A 16,335-nucleotide genomic window follows, 5' to 3' on the forward strand; every position below is an offset into this window, starting at 1 on the left:
AAAGGAGAGCAGATAAACCACTCTCCTTTTCCTTTTCTTCTATATATTATGTCCATCCTATCACAAGAAATGTTTACGATTCAAATTTTCCCTAATTCAATATTGTGCAAACGTTCCTTCTGTTCATTAAAAGCTTGGAATACAAATGTTGTGTTAGGAAGTCTTAGTGTGTTGCCGTTTACCGGCAAAGATAGAAGTCTCGACCATTGAGTAATTTTTTGATCGGTGTTTCTTACATTGAACAGACAGCGTTCAATAAACAGTTTCTCATTTGCCTCTTGTACCATCCCAGTTGCTTTTAGATTTTGGTACCTTACGGCTAAAGGCTGCTCCCATTGGATGAAAAATGGGTATGGCAGATCATCCCCAATCCTCTGCTCAATAAACAGCATTTTCCATCTTAATAGCTCACCATCTTGTGTTTTTCTTTCTGCCGGAATGACACCCGTTGTCCGGTACCCAAGCTTCCGGAAATAAATATTTTTCTCTTCTATACTATCTGTTCTTAGACATAACGTATAAAAACCTTCACCGCCAGGCAAATCATAGAGCAGTTGTTGCACTAACGGCTGGGAAGATTTTCGAGCCACTGATTCATCTTCAACTGCTAAATACTCGATATAACTATCTCTTGTGTATAATAATGCATTATGAGTTCCCCACTGAAGGTGTTGTCCACCAATAACAGGATGGAGACTTTCAATCGACACTTCTTTTGTAATTTCTTCTGGCGTTTTTTTCGTAAAATAAACCACATGATCGAGTTCAAACATATTTAGACACCCCTTAGAAAAAAGCCTGCAGCTTTTCAGATACTACAGGCAATTTTTTAGTTTATTTTCTTTTTTCTTCCGCTAATAGATCAACTGTACTGTCAAATTCCTCTTCAATCTCTTGATTTGGTCTATATGTCAATAAACTGACAATAACTGCAACGATCAGACAGACAAGGAATCCTGGAACAATTTCATACAGACTATTGTGCAATGTTTTAATAGATCCCCAGACATAAGCGGTGATGGCACCAGTGACCATACCCGCAAGTGCTCCCCAGTTCGTAATCTTCTTCCAATACAATGTAAGCAATATTACTGGACCAAACGCTGACCCAAAGCCCGCCCAGGCAAATGATACCAAGTCTAATATTTTATTATCTTGATTCCAAGCAAGAGCAATCGCCAGAAGGGATACAATCAATACAGCCATTCTGCCTAAAAATACATAATGCTTATCAGTTGCATTGGTTTTAAACACAGCTTTATAGATATCTTCTACTAAAGCAGAAGACGTTACAATCAATTGAGAAGAAATCGTACTCATAATCGCAGCCAGTATCGCTGCTAACATAATTCCTGCGATAAATGGATGGAACAGTATTTGGCCTAAAGCAATAAATACGGTTTCAGGATTTTTCAGTTCTAAACCATTTTGTTGATAATAAGCAATCCCGATTAAAGCAGTGGCGATAGCTCCAAACAAACTTAAGAACATCCATCCAATGCCGATTCGTCTCGCTTGTTTTGTTTCTTTCACACTGCTAATCGCCATAAAACGTACGATAATATGTGGCTGACCAAAATAGCCTAACCCCCATGCTACTGCTGAGATGACCCCTGTTACGGTCGCTCCCGTTAGAAAGCTTAATCGATTTGGATCTACTTCACGTATCGATTGAGTAGTGTCTGAAAACCCACCCGTGAGGAACAATCCGAAAATTGGGACTATAATAAGTGCTAAGAACATGACAAGCCCTTGAATAAAATCTGTATAACTCACAGCTAAGAAACCGCCAAACAATGTATAGGCTATCACAACTCCTGAAGTTACCAATAACCCTGTATGGTAATTAAAGCCGAATGAGCTTTCAAAGAAGACTCCTCCTGTTACCATTCCAGAAGAAACGTAGAAAGTAAAAAAGACTAAGATAATTAATCCAGAAGCAATACGAAGCAACTTTGTTTTATCTTTCAAACGGTTATCTAAATAACTCGGTATCGTAATAGAATTATTCGCTACTTGCGTATACATCCTAAGTCTAGGAGCAACAAATAGCCAGTTTAGATAAGCACCTACTGTCAGCCCTATTGCCATCCAAGCTTCCATCAAACCGCCTACGTAGATGGCGCCCGGCAATCCCATTAAAAGCCATCCCGACATATCCGCAGCACCTGCACTTAAGGCGGTAACTGCCGGACCTAGTGAGCGCCCTCCTAACATATAGTCTGTTAAACTGGACGTTTTACGAAACGCATACCAGCCAATCACCAGCATGGCAATCATATAAATCAATATTGCCAGCAATTGATACATATGATCCGACATAGAAATTCCTCCTTTTTCTCTACTATATTCATTCTTTCTTCCATTTACATCTTGCTCTATGGAATATGTAAAAAAGAATTCATTGAATCTACTAAAAATTGATTCAATTTCATTTATCTTAACATATTACTTTATCCAATAAAAATACGAAAGCACGCATCCCCACTAGGTTTACCTGTACTTTACTTTTATTATTTTAACTCCTTTCTGAGCTCGAATTTTTCCATCTTATTCTTTTTCTTTAAATCATATTGACGTAAGCAAATAAAGTGGTAAAATACTTTATAACTTCAACGCGTTGAATCGCAAAAGTGAATAAATGCAAGTGATGGAATTAAAGTAGCATTGGTAAGTACAGCAAAAAGAAACTTGGCGGGTGATGTAAGCCAAGGTTTTACCAATCGTGAATTACACCATGGATGCTTGTATTTCCGAGAGTGGCCAAGAAAGCTTTGGCAATAAGGGTGGTACCGCGGAGTTTCCCTTCGTCCCTTACTAAAATTTTTTATTAAGAGATTAGGAGGAACGATGAGATGTTTCGTATAGAAGCAAAAATGATGCCGCGTTTTCTAGAGGCAGTTAGTTTAATTGTTGTTATTATTGCCATTATGGCTCTATGTATCGCAAAATTGGATGCCCCCCCGCATATGCCGATTCTCATATCAATTATGTTATTAATGGTGTATGGGCTGTTTAAAAAAGTAGCTTATAAAGAATTAGAAAAAGGGCTGATTGAGGGCGCTTCCGCAGGACTTGGCGCTATCTTTATATTTTTCTTTATTGGAGTGCTAATTAGCAGCTGGTTGATGAGTGGCACAATTCCTACTTTTATCTACCTGGGCTTTGAATTAATCACGCCCCACTTCTTTTATGCCATTGTTTTCCTTGTGACCTGTATGGTTGGCGTTGCTATCGGCAGCTCACTTACGACAACAGCAACAGTTGGTGTAGCGTTTATTGGCATGGCAAGCGCAATGGATATTTCACTTGCTGTCACTGCTGGCGCTATTGTTTCCGGCGCGTTTTTCGGGGATAAGATGTCTCCCCTATCTGATACTACCAATTTGTCTTCGGCAATATTGGGCGTTGACTTGTTTGTTCATATAAAGAATATGTGCTGGACAACGGTTCCCGCATTTATCCTATCATTCATACTGTATGCAATAATGTCACCGACGGCAACGCTGCATAATAAATCCAAAATCGCTTCCTTCCAGCAAGGCTTATTGGATACAGGAATGATCCATTGGTACACATTCATACCACTGGTTATCCTTATTCTATTAACATTAAAAAAGGCACCGGCCATTATGACCTTAGCAGCCAGTTCTGCAGTTGCCATTGTCATCACATACTTCCATCATACTTACGGAGCGGGAGATGCAATGAATATTCTATTCAATGGTTATACTTCTGAAACAGGTATTCAAGATATTGACTCATTATTAACACGTGGTGGCATTAACAGCATGATGTTTACGATTGGGCTTGTTATATTGGCTCTCAGCATGGGCGGCTTGTTATTTACATTAGGCATTGTCCAAACAATCCTTCTGAAGGTAGAAACCATTTTCAGGAGTGTCGGTTCCGTCATTACTGGGGCTGCCCTTACTGCTGTATCAATCAATACGCTAATTGGGGAACAATATTTGTCCATCCTGCTTACGAGTGAAGCATTCCAGTCGCAATTTCAAAAAGTTGGCTTACAAAATAAGAACTTAGCACGTGTAGCAGAGGATGCCGGCACTGTCGTGAACCCACTGATTCCTTGGAGCGTGTGCGGTATCTTTATTACAAAGGTATTGGGTGTACCTACAATTGATTACTTGCCATTCGCATTGTTCTGTTTGCTGTCACCTCTTCTTACCATCGTATTTGGCTGGACTGGCAAGACACTCAGTTATCTGCCAAAGGAGCAGGTGAAAAATTAAATTTATGGTACAATACATGGAGCAATTAAATCATAAAGAAGGCGATATTATTGGACTTTAATGAAATGAAACAACAGCTCCTCGAGCAATTAACGGATGAATTGCTGGTGACTGCAACAATCAGCCAGCCACGCGCAAAATCAAATGAACTAAAACGCGTGAAGCTAAAGCCTTTAATGCTCAAAGGGATTTACCATATCCAGCTTGAATACCAGACGGCACAGACCATTAAGCATGAAAATATAACGAAGGATCAAATCGCTTCATACCTAGACAGCTTATTTGATCAATTCCGCCAATTCCAAGGCGAAATGACGACTGAAAAAATACATGTACAGCTTTCGAAGAAAAACAAAGTGTTATGGAAAGCAGAAAAAACAGAAGCCAAATCAGTTGATTTACAACATAACAGAAAGAAAAATTATTTGTTAAACCCTGATACTCCCTACCCTTTCCTGCTTCGGCTAGGTGTTCAATCGCCTGAAGGAAAAGTAAAAAACCAAAAATACGATAAGTTCAAACAAATAAATCGCTTCATTGAATTTATTCATGATTCTCTGGATTACTTGCCAAAGGATCGCACCATTCGAATTTTAGACTTCGGTTCCGGCAAATCTTATTTAACATTCGCTTTATACCATTATTTAAAGATTGAACAGGGCTTAGATATTCGTGTCACGGGCTTAGATCTGAAAAAAGATGTAATTGAAGAATGCAGCCAAATTGCGAAGGACCTTCAATATGATGGGCTAGAATTTTTAGTTGGGGATATCAATGATTATAACGATGAAAATACAGTTGATATGGTCGTCACACTGCATGCATGCGATGTAGCAACAGATATGGCATTAGCACGCGCTGTAAAATGGGGAGCAAGCGTTATCTTAAGCGTCCCTTGTTGCCAGCATGAATTAAATCGCCAACTCCAATCACCTCAGTTGGACATCATGCTGCAGCATGGCTTGATCAAAGAACGATTCGCTTCCCTTGCCACAGACTCAATTCGTGCCGAAATTCTAAAGCTTGTTGGCTATGATGCGCAACTGCTCGAATTCATCGATATGGAACATACGCCTAAAAACATTTTGATTCGTGCGTACTATACTGGTGCGAAGCCAAAGCAAGAACAGCGGAAACGTTATGAAGACTTTACAGCTTTTTTATCTGCCGAACCGTTCTTGGAAAAAGAATTGAAAGAATACCTTAAATAATAAAATGAGAAGTATATTAAAAACCGTAGCTAAACAGGTGTGCCTGCTTATGCTACGGTTTTTTATAATTTGAATGAACTTCTCAGACAAGTACAAAGAGGAAAAAAGTACCTATAAATGGAGGGGGAATTAGGAATTAAATATTAATTAGCAAACGGTAAAAATGATAGTTTATAAACTGTTAGAATATTTACATTTCAAATAATATTTAATTAGGGAGGGGTTTATTTGATTAAAAGTAATAAAATAACTATTTTAATTTTAATGTTTAGTTTAATAATATTCGGCTTTAATGTTAAACACGCATCAGCAACTCACTCTAACAACTTAGTTAAGACCCTTGAAAAAAGGAATGAATTAGTTGTTGATAACAATACCACTTTAGTTTTTGATACTAATAGAGATAAAAATAGTTATATGAGATCTTTGGCATCAACTACTAGTAATCAGTTATTAACTATGAAAAGTTCATCTAAAAGTCCAGGCGGCGGAAGACTTATAGACACAAAAACTAAAAAAGGAATAAAGGGAGGATATGCTACTAGCAGTTGGGCTAAATCTAATTTATATGTTATGACAGCCTCGAAAACTTTTAGATTTGAAGGTTCTTATGAATGGCACGGGACATTAGGCATAGGCTTCGATTTTACAAAAGGTGTTGAAGTTCATATTCCTGCCAATAAAAAGAAATGGAGTAGAGTCGGTTTATATGCGGATTACAAATTTAGTCGTTATAAAAAGTGGACGCCTAATATGAGTGTGCCAATATATTACACAGAAAAAAAACGACTAGCTAGCTATTATAAAATTGTCTATAAAAAGAAATAGATTTAATTCACCTGAATATTTGCTTTGCATCCAGATTATTAAGCAACTCTTATAGAGTAACAGAGTTCAATACATTTTAAAAACCGTAGCTTAACAGGTGATCCTGGTTATGCTACGGTTTTTTGCATCACTTAATATATTTATTGCTCACTAAATCTTTTTCAATCACATGCGTTGGGATAGTAAATTTCACAACACCCATATATCCAGGAGCTACTTCATATTCATCGAAGGCAATCACCAATTGATGTTTTTTATTGATATAGAAGTTTTGATTCGTTTTAATGCTTTCGAATAGTTCATCCTCTGCCAAATCATCAACTGGCACACCTGCACCGCGTACCCAATATACTTTTTCTTGGTTGGATTCTTTGATTTCTTTAATCATTTCATCTTTTATATAACTTGAAATGTGATCAACATAAGCTTTGTCTTTAAATAACATTGGTAATGATAATACAATCTTGTTTTCTTTATCAATCGTATCGTATTTCATTGTAGTCGAAGAAGAAGCTGCAGTTTGTTCCTCATAGCGTTCAATCGTTAGTAGTTGTTGATCGTTCAAGAGTACTTTATAGCCGCTGTCTACGCTATAATGCCCCCCGCCTTTTTTCTCTAAATCTTTTACTGTTTTCTCATAATGGCTATAAAGCTTTTGTCCATCTGCAATGTAACGCTCGTTTAGTGTTTGTTCTAATTTTTTATTATCTAAGCCTTTTACGTTGGCAACTTTAATATCTGCTCCATAGTTCTTGTCATTTTCCTTATATTCACGGAAGGTTAGAACCTGCGTAACCTTGCCAATCACCGGTATATCGTTAACCGTTTGTGCTAAAGCAGGACTTGTATTTAATCCAACTGTAAAGATGGCTGCTGCTGCTGCAACACTTCCCACCCATTTCGTTACGACCGTTGGCATTTTTTTATGATTCTTCATCTTTTCTTTCTTCCCTTTCATTATTGCTGCCTCGACAATATCATCCAGTTCATCTGGAACGCGGGCATTCTGATATTGTTTTTTCAATTCATTTAGCTTTTTGTCCATCATCTCATCCTTCTTCCTGTTCCATATCGATACGCAAAATTTTTAAAGCTTTATATAAACGAGTTTTAATGGTATTTGAATTTTCATTTAAGATATAGGCAACTTCCTCAATCTTGAGATCTTCAAAATAGCGAAGGATCACAATTTCCCGATACTTTGTCGGAAGTCGTTCTAATGCGCCAGCTAAATCTAGATTTTCATACTGGTCTTCACTAGACGATGAGAGATAGAGCAATGTCTCGTCATCTGTCACTTGAACTCTGCGAAATTTTTTTAGGAAATCGAGCGATGTATTTATAACAATTCTATAAAACCAACTTTTCAATTTTTCCTTGTTCAGCAGTTGCTGATAGTTTTGCATTGCTTTTTGAATACTGTCTTGAACAATATCCAACGCATCTTGCTCGTTTTTAACATAACTGTATGCAAGCCAGTATAATTGTTTTTTATTTTGCCTGATCCACTCTACTAGATCATCGTCATAGAACAATTGCTTTTTTCTTTTCATTTTAGGAGCTCCTTTAGATCATCACGTGTATACATTAAAAAGACGTCGCACATGTAGTAGAAAGTTTTAATAACTTTTTAATTCATCCTTATATATTGTTTCTTTAAAAGAGAAATATATGAACTGCTATTATATAAGAAGAAACACTGTTTTAATATTTATAAAAAAACCAAAATAATGTTATTTTATCTAATGAATTCTAATTATCTTTCTAAATATTTTTGCCCCTATTAATTTTTATTAAAAGTTCAGAAAAACAACTATTGCTTTTTCTTTTGATAATGATTATCATTACTAACAGAAAACAGATTCGTGCTTAATTTTTATTCCCCTCCCCTTATATAGCCGCTCCAAATTGGGCAGGGATTTTTTAGCTATTATTCCATATGAGAAAGAAGGATTATTTTAATGAAAGCAACTCCATTCGCAGCAGTCCTGCTTGCAGGAAGCATTTTAATGACAGGGTGCAATAATTCAGATGATACGAAGACTAGCTCTGCCGCAAAAAAAGAGGAAACAACTACTTCTTCTACAAATTTACAAAAGGAAGTGGATGCATATAAAAAGTTTGCGCTTGGCCAAATGGACCATTTCATCGTTGAAACAGATAAGTTTGTGAAAGCCGTAAAAGCAGGCGACATAAAAAAAGCGAAGGAAATTTACCCTGTGGCTCGTATGTATTTTGAACGCTCTGAACCAATTGCAGAAAGCTTCGGTGACCTTGATCCTCGGATTGACGCACGTTTGGCAGATTTAAAAGAGGAAGGACAAGGAGTAGAAGACTGGACTGGTTACCACAAGATTGAATATGGCTTATGGAAAGAAAATAAAACAAAAGGCTATGAAAAAACAGCTGATCAGCTGCTAGCAGACTCTAAGGAATTGCGCGCACGTGTGGAAACAGTTGAAGTAACCCCTGATACAATGCTAACTGGTGCAGTGGACTTGCTAAATGAAGTATCTACATCGAAGATTACCGGCGAAGAAGAAATCTATTCTCACACAGATTTATATGACTTCAAAGCAAACGTCGAAGGTGCTGAAAAAATCTTCACTATCTTGAAAGACCAAATTGAAAATAAAGACCCTAAATTAGTCAAAGATTTAACTGAAAAATTCGAAGCAGTCAATGATCTATTAGCTAAATATCAAACAAAAGATGGCGGCTATATCTCTTATACCAAACTTACAAAAGAAGATACCAAGGCTTTATCTGAAGCAGTGAACCACTTAGGTGAACCATTAAGCCAAATGGGCATTATTATGGAGTGATTAAGCAATGACTAAAACAAATGATGAACGTTTACTAGATAAAAAAATCACACGCAGACAAATGATGAAAATGACTGGCGCAGGTGCAGTAGGATTAGCAATCGGTGCTTCAGGTATGGGTGGTGTTCTTAAAGCCTTTGGAAAAGATATCTTAGAGGATCAATCTACTGTAGCCAATAAAGTTGATTTTTACGGAAAACATCAGTCAGGCATCTCGACTGCTGTACAGACAAGTATCTATTTCGCATCATTAAATGTTTTAGTAACCTCTAAATCCCAACTGCAAGAGCTGTTCCAAATGTGGACACCCCTCGCAGTCCAAATGATGAATGGCGATTTAATTGGCACAGCTTCAGAAAATGCGCTTATCCCACCTAAGGATACAGGTGAAGCAAAGGGGCTAGATGCCAATAACCTTACTATCACATTTGGAGTGGGACCCTCTCTATTTGAGAAAAAAGAGTTAGGGCTGGCACAGCTGAAGCCTAAAGAATTACAAGACCTGCCCCACTTTCCAAAGGACCAGTTAGAGGAAACATTTACGGGTGGAGATATTTGTATTCAAGCTTGTGCTGATGACCCGCAAGTAGCTTTTCATGCGGTCCGTAATTTAATTCGTGCGGCCTCCGGTAAAGTATCATTGAAATGGTCACAAGCCGGATTTAATTCTATCCCCATAAAAAATGGCAAAAAAGAAACACCACGCAACTTATTTGCTTTTAAAGATGGCACAGAAAATCCTATAACTGATAATGAAAAAGATATGAACGAAGTCGTATGGGTACAGCCCGGTGATTCGAAGCCATGGATGGCAGGTGGCACTTATTTAGTAGCACGCCGTATACAAATGCATTTAGAAACTTGGGACCGTACAGCTTTAAGAGAGCAAGAAGCAACATTTGGGCGGCATCGCGACAGTGGTGCACCTCTTGGCAAGAAGGGCGAATTTGAAGCGATGGATATCGACCGTAAAGATGCAAACGGCAATCCGATTGTACCTGAAACTTCACATACGTTCCTGGCGAAGAAGTCAAATGCGCGTTTATTACGCAGATCATTTTCCTATTCATCTGGCGTGATGGATGCTACGGGCACGTTTGATGCCGGATTGCTTTTTATCTCGTTTCAAAAAAATCCTAAACAATTTATCAAGATACAGAACAGTTTAGGCCGCTTAGACAAAATGAATGAATACATTACCCATCGTGGGAGCGCATTATTTGCATGCTTCCCAGGTATAAAAAAAGGAAGTTATATAGGTGAAGCATTATTTAATACGCTGTAGTCAAATTCTTATACTATGTACTTTAGCTGCTTTTATTGCCATGAAACCCGTATCAGCAGCCGCATCCTATAGCAACCTGTATATTTCAATCAGCGATGCGATTATGGACAGCAAAAAAGGCGATGATAAAAAGGCTGAAAAGGCGCTCTCTGCTTTTGCACAAGATTGGAAGAAAGTACGTTCACAAGATTCCAAGGAAACGAAAGCAGTTGACCAAGCATTGAAAGAAGCCCAAGCAGCTTCTTCAACTGACATACGTCTTGATGCCCTATCTACTCTTTCTAAGGCTCTAACAGCTTTAGAAAAAGCAGAAAACCCTGTTGATGAGAAAGCGGAAAGACAGTCCTTCCTGACAGCGATGAATCCTGCGCTAGACCAGCTTCAAGCTGCTATTAAAGAAGGCGATGTACCCAAGATGACAGCAGCATATACTACATTCAACGCTTATTGGAAGAAGAAAGAAACACCTGTTAGAGAGCAAGACATTGCTGCTTACGGCAAGATTGAAACACAAATGTCGTTCATCCGCATTGCGCTAGCTGACGAACATCCCAACTTTGATACCATGCAAGACCAGTTTAACGTATTAAAGCAAACAGTGAATGACTTTGGACTAGGGAAAAAAGTGGCTTCTTCTACTAAAGGAGACACATATTCACTGCAATCGCTCATTGATTTAATTGATAAAGCCAATGGGCAAATCGTTGCCAATGATTATTCAAAGGCTTCCGCCACTATCAAACAGTTCATCGTCACTTGGCCAAATGTAGAAGGCGATATACGCACTAAAAATGCTGGCCTTTATACAAAAATCGAAAGCGAAATGCCCATTATTGCTGGTGATTTGATGAAAGATCAGGTGGATGCAAAAGGTATTCAAACAAAGCTCGGAGACCTAAAACAACAAATCCAATTAATTCAGGGCGACCAAAATTATACACTCTGGGATTCTGCACTTATTTTACTGCGTGAAGGTTTAGAAGCACTTTTAATTATGATCGCATTAATTGCATTTCTTAAGAAATCAGACCAACGTCATATGGAAAAATGGATTTATATTGGAGCAGGACTCGGGATTGCATGTAGTGCAGTGGCAGCTATTTTAATGTCAACGCTGTTCAACTCCTCTACAATCAATACTAGCCGCGAAATGATTGAAGGATATGTAGGTTTAATTGCCGCTGCTATGATGATTGGTGTTGGTGTTTGGATGCATAGCAAATCGAACGTCAAAGCTTGGAATGCGTATATTGCTAAACAGATGAACCATGCAATGTCCAAACAAAGTGTGTGGGCAATGGCATTCATTAGTTTCCTTGCCGTCTTCCGCGAAGGGGCCGAAACACTGATTTTTTATGCGGGAATAGCACCAAAAATGTCTACTTCCCAATTTTCACTAGGTATCGGGATTGCAGCCGTCATTTTAGCTGTTGTAGCATTCATCTTATTGCGTGCGACAAATAAAATTCCTGTTCATAAATTCTTTGCCGTAGCGACTATATTCATCTATTTGCTGGCATTTAAAATAATCGGTGTAAGTATTCATACGTTGCAATTGACTGATGTTGTACCTTCGAATGTTATGAGCCATATGCCAGTATGGGCTACGATTGGCTTTTACCCAACAATTGAAACCATTAGCGGCCAGGCCATTCTTCTTGCGCTGATTATCTTTACGATTCTATTTAAAAAACGCAATGCAACAACTGCTTAGCAAAAAGACTGTAGACAGCTTGAAAAAGCTAATCTACAGTCTTTTTATTTCATTCTATTCTATCTCGCAGCTTAAACAATAAACAAGACAGCTCCGCTAAGAATAATGGAAACAATCGTCATCATTAACAGTGGCTTCAATGCTCTTGATTTCAATTCCTTTAAGTCAACAGACATGCCAAGGGCAGCCATAGCAACCGCTAAGAAAAATGTGCCTGTTTGTGCGATGGCATCTTCTACAGATGCACTCAGGAATCCTTGCTGTGTTCCCCAGGTGCCAAGCGCAGAGACCGCTAAAAATCCTAGTAAGAAATAAGGGAAGGAAGCTTTCTGCCCTGTTCCCCCTTTTTTAAACTTCAAGAAACCTACAAGCACAAGTGTTACAGGGAACAATAAGAGAACTCGGCTCAATTTTGAAAGCAATGCAGGTGTCAGGGATTCGTCGCCATAGGCTGCGCCTGCTAGTGCAGCATGTGCAATTTCATGCAAACTGAAGCCGGACCAATAGCCATATACGGCTGGTGCTAAGTGTAAAAGTGACCCTACTGCCGGATATAGTAACGAGAAAATGGTGCCCATCAATGCAATCATACCTACAGCCATTGCTGTATCCTCTTCTTTAGCCTTTAGGATTGGTGAAACGGCTGCAATGGCTGCGGCACCACAAATTCCTGTACCAAATGCCAGTAACATCATTAAATTATCTTCTACCTTTAAAAGCTTTCCTATAATGATGGTTAGCAAAATGGCTCCTACAATAACGCCGGCCGCACGAGCAATCAACGGCAGCCCTTCATGGGCAACGACAGCGATATTGAGACGGATTCCATACAAAATGATAGCAAACCGCAAAATCTTCTTCGCGGCAAAATCGATGCCAGTTTTCCACTTTTGTGGATAAGGCAGTGTATTACGTATAATCACTGCTATCAGGATGGCTATAGCTAAAGGTCCCAGATAATTGAGCATCGGAACCTTGCTTAGGAAGTAGGATGCTATTGCAATGATGAGTACCATTAAGATTCCTTTATAGAATCCACTATTGTGTTTCATACGCTCATCTCCAATTCATAATTTCTATTTATATGATAAGATGTACTCACCTAAAAAGATAATTAATCATTTTAATCTTTATCATAAGTAATTACTTATAGAAGGATGGTTATATGAATGATAAGTTAAGCATTTTCCTCCTCGTTGTGAAGAATATGAATTTTTCCCGTACGGCGGAGGAATTATTCATGACGCAGCCTGCTGTCAGCCAGTATGTAAAGAATTTAGAAGAAGAGCTTGGAGTCCAGTTATTTGATCGCTCCCATAAGCAAATTCAATTAACGAAGGCCGGAGAAATCGTAGCCTATTACGGAAAAGAAATAGATAAACTGTCCCAAAGCATGAAGCGAAAATTAGATGATTTAACAAGCCATGTGGGCGGTGATTTATTGCTAGGTGCGAGCTACTCTTATGGGGAATATTTGCTTCCAAAAAGACTAGCAGCCTTTCTTGATGTTTATCCACAAGTTGTCCCGAGCATTTGTATTGCCAATACAGCAGAGATTGCAGAAAAGATTGTGGATCAAACATTGGATTTGGGGATAATTGAAGGCACTGTCAACAATAAGTGGATAGAATCGCACAAAATTGCTACAGATCATTTAGTTGTAGTAGCAAAGTCTGGACAACCTGTGCATAACTTAGACGCACATACATGGATTATAAGAGAAGAGGGATCGGGTACCCGAGAGGCTTTTGACAATTTTAAAAAAGAGCATAGATTGAATCCAACACATACGATGGTATTTGGCAGTACTCAGCTGATTAAAGAAGCGGTTGCGAATGGTCTCGGACTTGCATTGCTTTCTGAATGGACCATTCAAGATGAAATTCACCTAAATAAATTGCAAATCATCCGCCGAGAAGACTTTCATTATCAGCGAGACTTTCATGCAATCCATCTGAATACTCCCTTTTTAACCAAAACAACGGATACATTTTTAGACTATTTGAAGAGAAATAAATAAAGCTGTGGAAAACTTGCATCTTTGCAAGCTTATCCACAGCCTTTACTTTTTAAAACTTAATCATTTTGCTTGGTACAACCCATTCATTAAATTGTTCTTCTGTCACAAGTCCTGTATCTAATGCGGCTTCTTTCAGCGTTAATCCATTTTTATGGGCATGTTTTGCAATTTTCGCTGCATTTTCGTAGCCGATGTGTGGATTTAATGCTGTCACCAACATTAAAGAATTGTTTAAGAAGTGTTCTAATTTATCTTCATTTGCTGTAATGCCTTGCAGGCAGTGTTCATCAAAGCTTCTGATGACATCAGATAACAATTCAACTGATTGCATGAAGTTATACAGAATGACTGGTTTAAATACATTCAATTCAAAGTTACCTTGAGAAGCTGCCATGCCTAATGTAACGTCATTACCCATCACTTGGACAGCCACCATTGTCACTGCTTCACATTGTGTAGGGTTAACTTTACCTGGCATAATAGATGAACCTGGCTCGTTTTCTGGAATTGAAATTTCTCCAAAACCTGAACGAGGGCCAGAAGCTAACCAGCGAACATCATTGGCAATCTTCATCAAATCTGCAGCTAAAGCTTTCATTGCACCATGCGTTGTAGCCATTTGGTCATGAGAAGTCAGTGCATGGAATTTGTTTGGCGATGGTACAAATTGCAAACCTGTCTCTTTCGCAAGAACAGCTACTACTTTTTCATCGAAGCCTTCTGGTGCATTTAAACCTGTTCCGACAGCAGTGCCACCAATTGCTAGCTCTAGCATGTGCTTAGCGCTTTCTTTAATCATTTCCTCTGATTTTTCAATCATGTAAAGCCAACCGCTGATTTCTTGGCCTAATGTAAGAGGCGTTGCATCTTGCAAGTGTGTACGACCAATTTTGATTAACTGCATGAATTCTTCAGATTTTGTTTTCAATGTTGCTTTTATTTGTTCCAACGCAGGAAGTAAGTTCTTCTCTACCGCAATCGCTGAAGCAATGTGCATAGCAGTTGGGAATGAGTCATTGGAGCTTTGTGATTTATTGACATCATCATTTGGGTGCAAACGCTCATCACTGCCTTGTGCTTCTAGATACTCATTGCCAAGGTGTGCGATGACTTCATTGACATTCATATTTGTTTGTGTGCCGCTTCCGGTTTGCCAGATGACTAAAGGAAACTCTTGATCCCATTTGCCTGCAATGATTTCATCTGCCGCATGTGCTATGGCATCTGCTTTTGTTTGTGACAAGGTTCCTAGATCAACGCAAACTTTCGCTACTGATTTCTTAAGTAATGCATAGCCATGGATAAATTCGATTGGCATATGTTCAGAACCAATTCTAAAGTTTTGCTTGCTTCGCTGTGTTTGGGCTCCCCATTTATGTGTTGCAGGTACTTTAATTTCTCCCATGGAATCATGTTCAATACGATAGTCCAAATTCTCCAACTCCATTTCTTAAGATTGTTGAATACTCACTTCATATGATAGCGTTTTCCCCATTATTTGTCTGCTAATCTGTTTAGAATGAGCAAATTGCTGAGAAAGCTAGAAAGAACCTATCTAATCTTTAAGCTGGTGGCATTGGTGTTTTTGTTGGTTTCGAATAACCTTCTTTATAGTCTTCGTCGATCTTTTTACGGATATCTTTTAAAGGAACGCCTTCCTGTGCTTGTTTAATGGATTTAATTGCAATTTCTACACAAACAATGCAGCGTGTACCATGATCATCCCAGACAATCGAGCCGTCTTTTTTAACTTCTTTAATAAAGCAGTTTAGATTGCTTTCATGATTTGCGCTTTCTGCGCAGCCACAATAGCATGGCATCCATTTAAGTACTTCTGTCGCTTTGCCTGCTGCCTGATAGACCAATTTTAAATCCTCTGATTGTTTGTCCAAGAAACTCGGCAAAATATCACTTGATGCTGTTTCCTCTTGTAAATCACCATTAGGCAACTCATGCTGGCCCCCTTGGTGTGCCGTGTGTTCTGTCTTTTCTGACTGAGTTGCTTTCTCGCTATCTTGGTTTTCTTTCGCTGTTTTATCTGCACTGTTGCCACAAGCAGCTAAAAGCATCGTGCCCGCCAATAAACATGATAACCACTTTTTCTTCAAATTGTTCTACTCCTTCAAACGCTTTTCTTTCATTATACCTTATCAGGGTATAACAGTCGTATGACAAATTGACGTCAAGATGCTTTCAAAA

At 38.6% G+C, this 16,335-nt stretch carries 14 protein-coding genes; 7 read left to right on the forward strand and 7 right to left on the reverse strand.

What is annotated here, in order from left to right; all coding sequences use genetic code 11:
* Positions 1-80: 80 nt before the first annotated feature.
* Together M2M59_RS14665 and putP are read right to left on the reverse strand one after the other, a co-directional pair.
* The gene (locus M2M59_RS14665; protein ID WP_249774959.1) at positions 81-773 is read right to left on the reverse strand and encodes a VOC family protein; all 693 of its coding nucleotides are present in this window, start codon (positions 771-773) and stop codon (positions 81-83) included.
* Positions 774-834: 61 nt separating this feature from the next.
* Positions 835-2,322, reverse strand: a complete 1,488-nt coding sequence (gene putP, locus M2M59_RS14670) for a sodium/proline symporter PutP (protein WP_249774960.1) — start codon at positions 2,320-2,322, stop codon at positions 835-837.
* 533 nt (positions 2,323-2,855) lie between these two features.
* On the opposite strand from putP, the gene nhaC reads away from it, so the two are divergent.
* The 3 genes from nhaC (at position 2,856) to M2M59_RS14685 (ending at position 6,292) form a co-directional block, all read left to right on the forward strand.
* On the forward strand, positions 2,856-4,253 hold the full coding sequence (gene nhaC, locus M2M59_RS14675) for a Na+/H+ antiporter NhaC (RefSeq protein ID WP_249774961.1): 1,398 nt from the start codon (positions 2,856-2,858) through the stop codon (positions 4,251-4,253).
* Positions 4,254-4,303: 50 nt separating this feature from the next.
* Entirely contained in the window at positions 4,304-5,464 is a 1,161-nt protein-coding gene (locus M2M59_RS14680) for a class I SAM-dependent methyltransferase (protein WP_249774962.1), read from the forward strand.
* A gap of 228 nt (positions 5,465-5,692) precedes the next feature.
* Positions 5,693-6,292 carry a hypothetical protein gene (locus M2M59_RS14685; RefSeq protein ID WP_249774963.1) on the forward strand — a complete coding sequence of 200 codons (600 nt, stop codon included), beginning with the start codon at positions 5,693-5,695 and terminating at the stop codon, positions 6,290-6,292.
* A 127-nt stretch (positions 6,293-6,419) separates the two neighbouring features.
* On the opposite strand, the gene M2M59_RS14690 is transcribed toward M2M59_RS14685, so the two are convergent.
* Both M2M59_RS14690 and M2M59_RS14695 read right to left on the reverse strand, forming a co-directional pair.
* Positions 6,420-7,337, reverse strand: a complete 918-nt coding sequence (locus M2M59_RS14690) for an anti-sigma-V factor RsiV (protein WP_150285441.1) — start codon at positions 7,335-7,337, stop codon at positions 6,420-6,422.
* Between the two features lie 4 nt (positions 7,338-7,341).
* Positions 7,342-7,845: an RNA polymerase sigma factor SigV gene (locus tag M2M59_RS14695; protein ID WP_147197047.1), complete on the reverse strand. Its 504-nt coding sequence runs from the start codon at positions 7,843-7,845 to the stop codon at positions 7,342-7,344.
* 408 nt (positions 7,846-8,253) lie between these two features.
* Here M2M59_RS14695 and efeO point away from each other — a divergent pair, with 408 nt between their 5' ends.
* From efeO to M2M59_RS14710, 3 genes are read left to right on the forward strand one after another with little or no spacing between them, the layout of a single operon-like run.
* Complete coding sequence (gene efeO, locus M2M59_RS14700; RefSeq protein WP_147197045.1) at positions 8,254-9,117, forward strand: iron uptake system protein EfeO; 864 nt, start codon at positions 8,254-8,256, stop codon at positions 9,115-9,117.
* A gap of 7 nt (positions 9,118-9,124) precedes the next feature.
* Complete coding sequence (gene efeB, locus M2M59_RS14705) at positions 9,125-10,402, forward strand: iron uptake transporter deferrochelatase/peroxidase subunit (protein ID WP_147197043.1); 1,278 nt, start codon at positions 9,125-9,127, stop codon at positions 10,400-10,402.
* Positions 10,377-12,116, forward strand: coding sequence for an FTR1 family iron permease (locus tag M2M59_RS14710; RefSeq protein ID WP_147197040.1), 1,740 nt, complete (start codon positions 10,377-10,379; stop codon positions 12,114-12,116). Before efeB ends, M2M59_RS14710 begins: the two co-directional genes overlap by 26 nt.
* A 71-nt stretch (positions 12,117-12,187) precedes the next feature.
* Here the strand turns inward: M2M59_RS14710 and M2M59_RS14715 are convergent, their stop codons facing one another.
* Complete coding sequence (locus tag M2M59_RS14715) at positions 12,188-13,168, reverse strand: YeiH family protein (RefSeq protein ID WP_147197038.1); 981 nt, start codon at positions 13,166-13,168, stop codon at positions 12,188-12,190.
* A 113-nt stretch (positions 13,169-13,281) separates the two neighbouring features.
* Here M2M59_RS14715 and M2M59_RS14720 point away from each other — a divergent pair, with 113 nt between their 5' ends.
* Positions 13,282-14,136, forward strand: a complete 855-nt coding sequence (locus M2M59_RS14720) for a LysR family transcriptional regulator (RefSeq protein ID WP_147197036.1) — start codon at positions 13,282-13,284, stop codon at positions 14,134-14,136.
* Positions 14,137-14,185: 49 nt separating this feature from the next.
* Here M2M59_RS14720 and fumC read toward each other — a convergent pair whose 3' ends face one another.
* Complete coding sequence (gene fumC, locus M2M59_RS14725) at positions 14,186-15,568, reverse strand: class II fumarate hydratase (RefSeq protein ID WP_147197034.1); 1,383 nt, start codon at positions 15,566-15,568, stop codon at positions 14,186-14,188.
* A gap of 130 nt (positions 15,569-15,698) precedes the next feature.
* A complete protein-coding gene (locus tag M2M59_RS14730; protein ID WP_236717647.1) occupies positions 15,699-16,244 on the reverse strand; it encodes a PCYCGC motif-containing (lipo)protein in 546 nt (181 codons plus the stop codon).
* Positions 16,245-16,335: the final 91 nt, after the last annotated feature.

It is taken from the genome of Rummeliibacillus sp. G93 (assembly GCF_023515935.1).
Taxonomy (GTDB): domain Bacteria; phylum Bacillota; class Bacilli; order Bacillales_A; family Planococcaceae; genus Rummeliibacillus; species Rummeliibacillus stabekisii.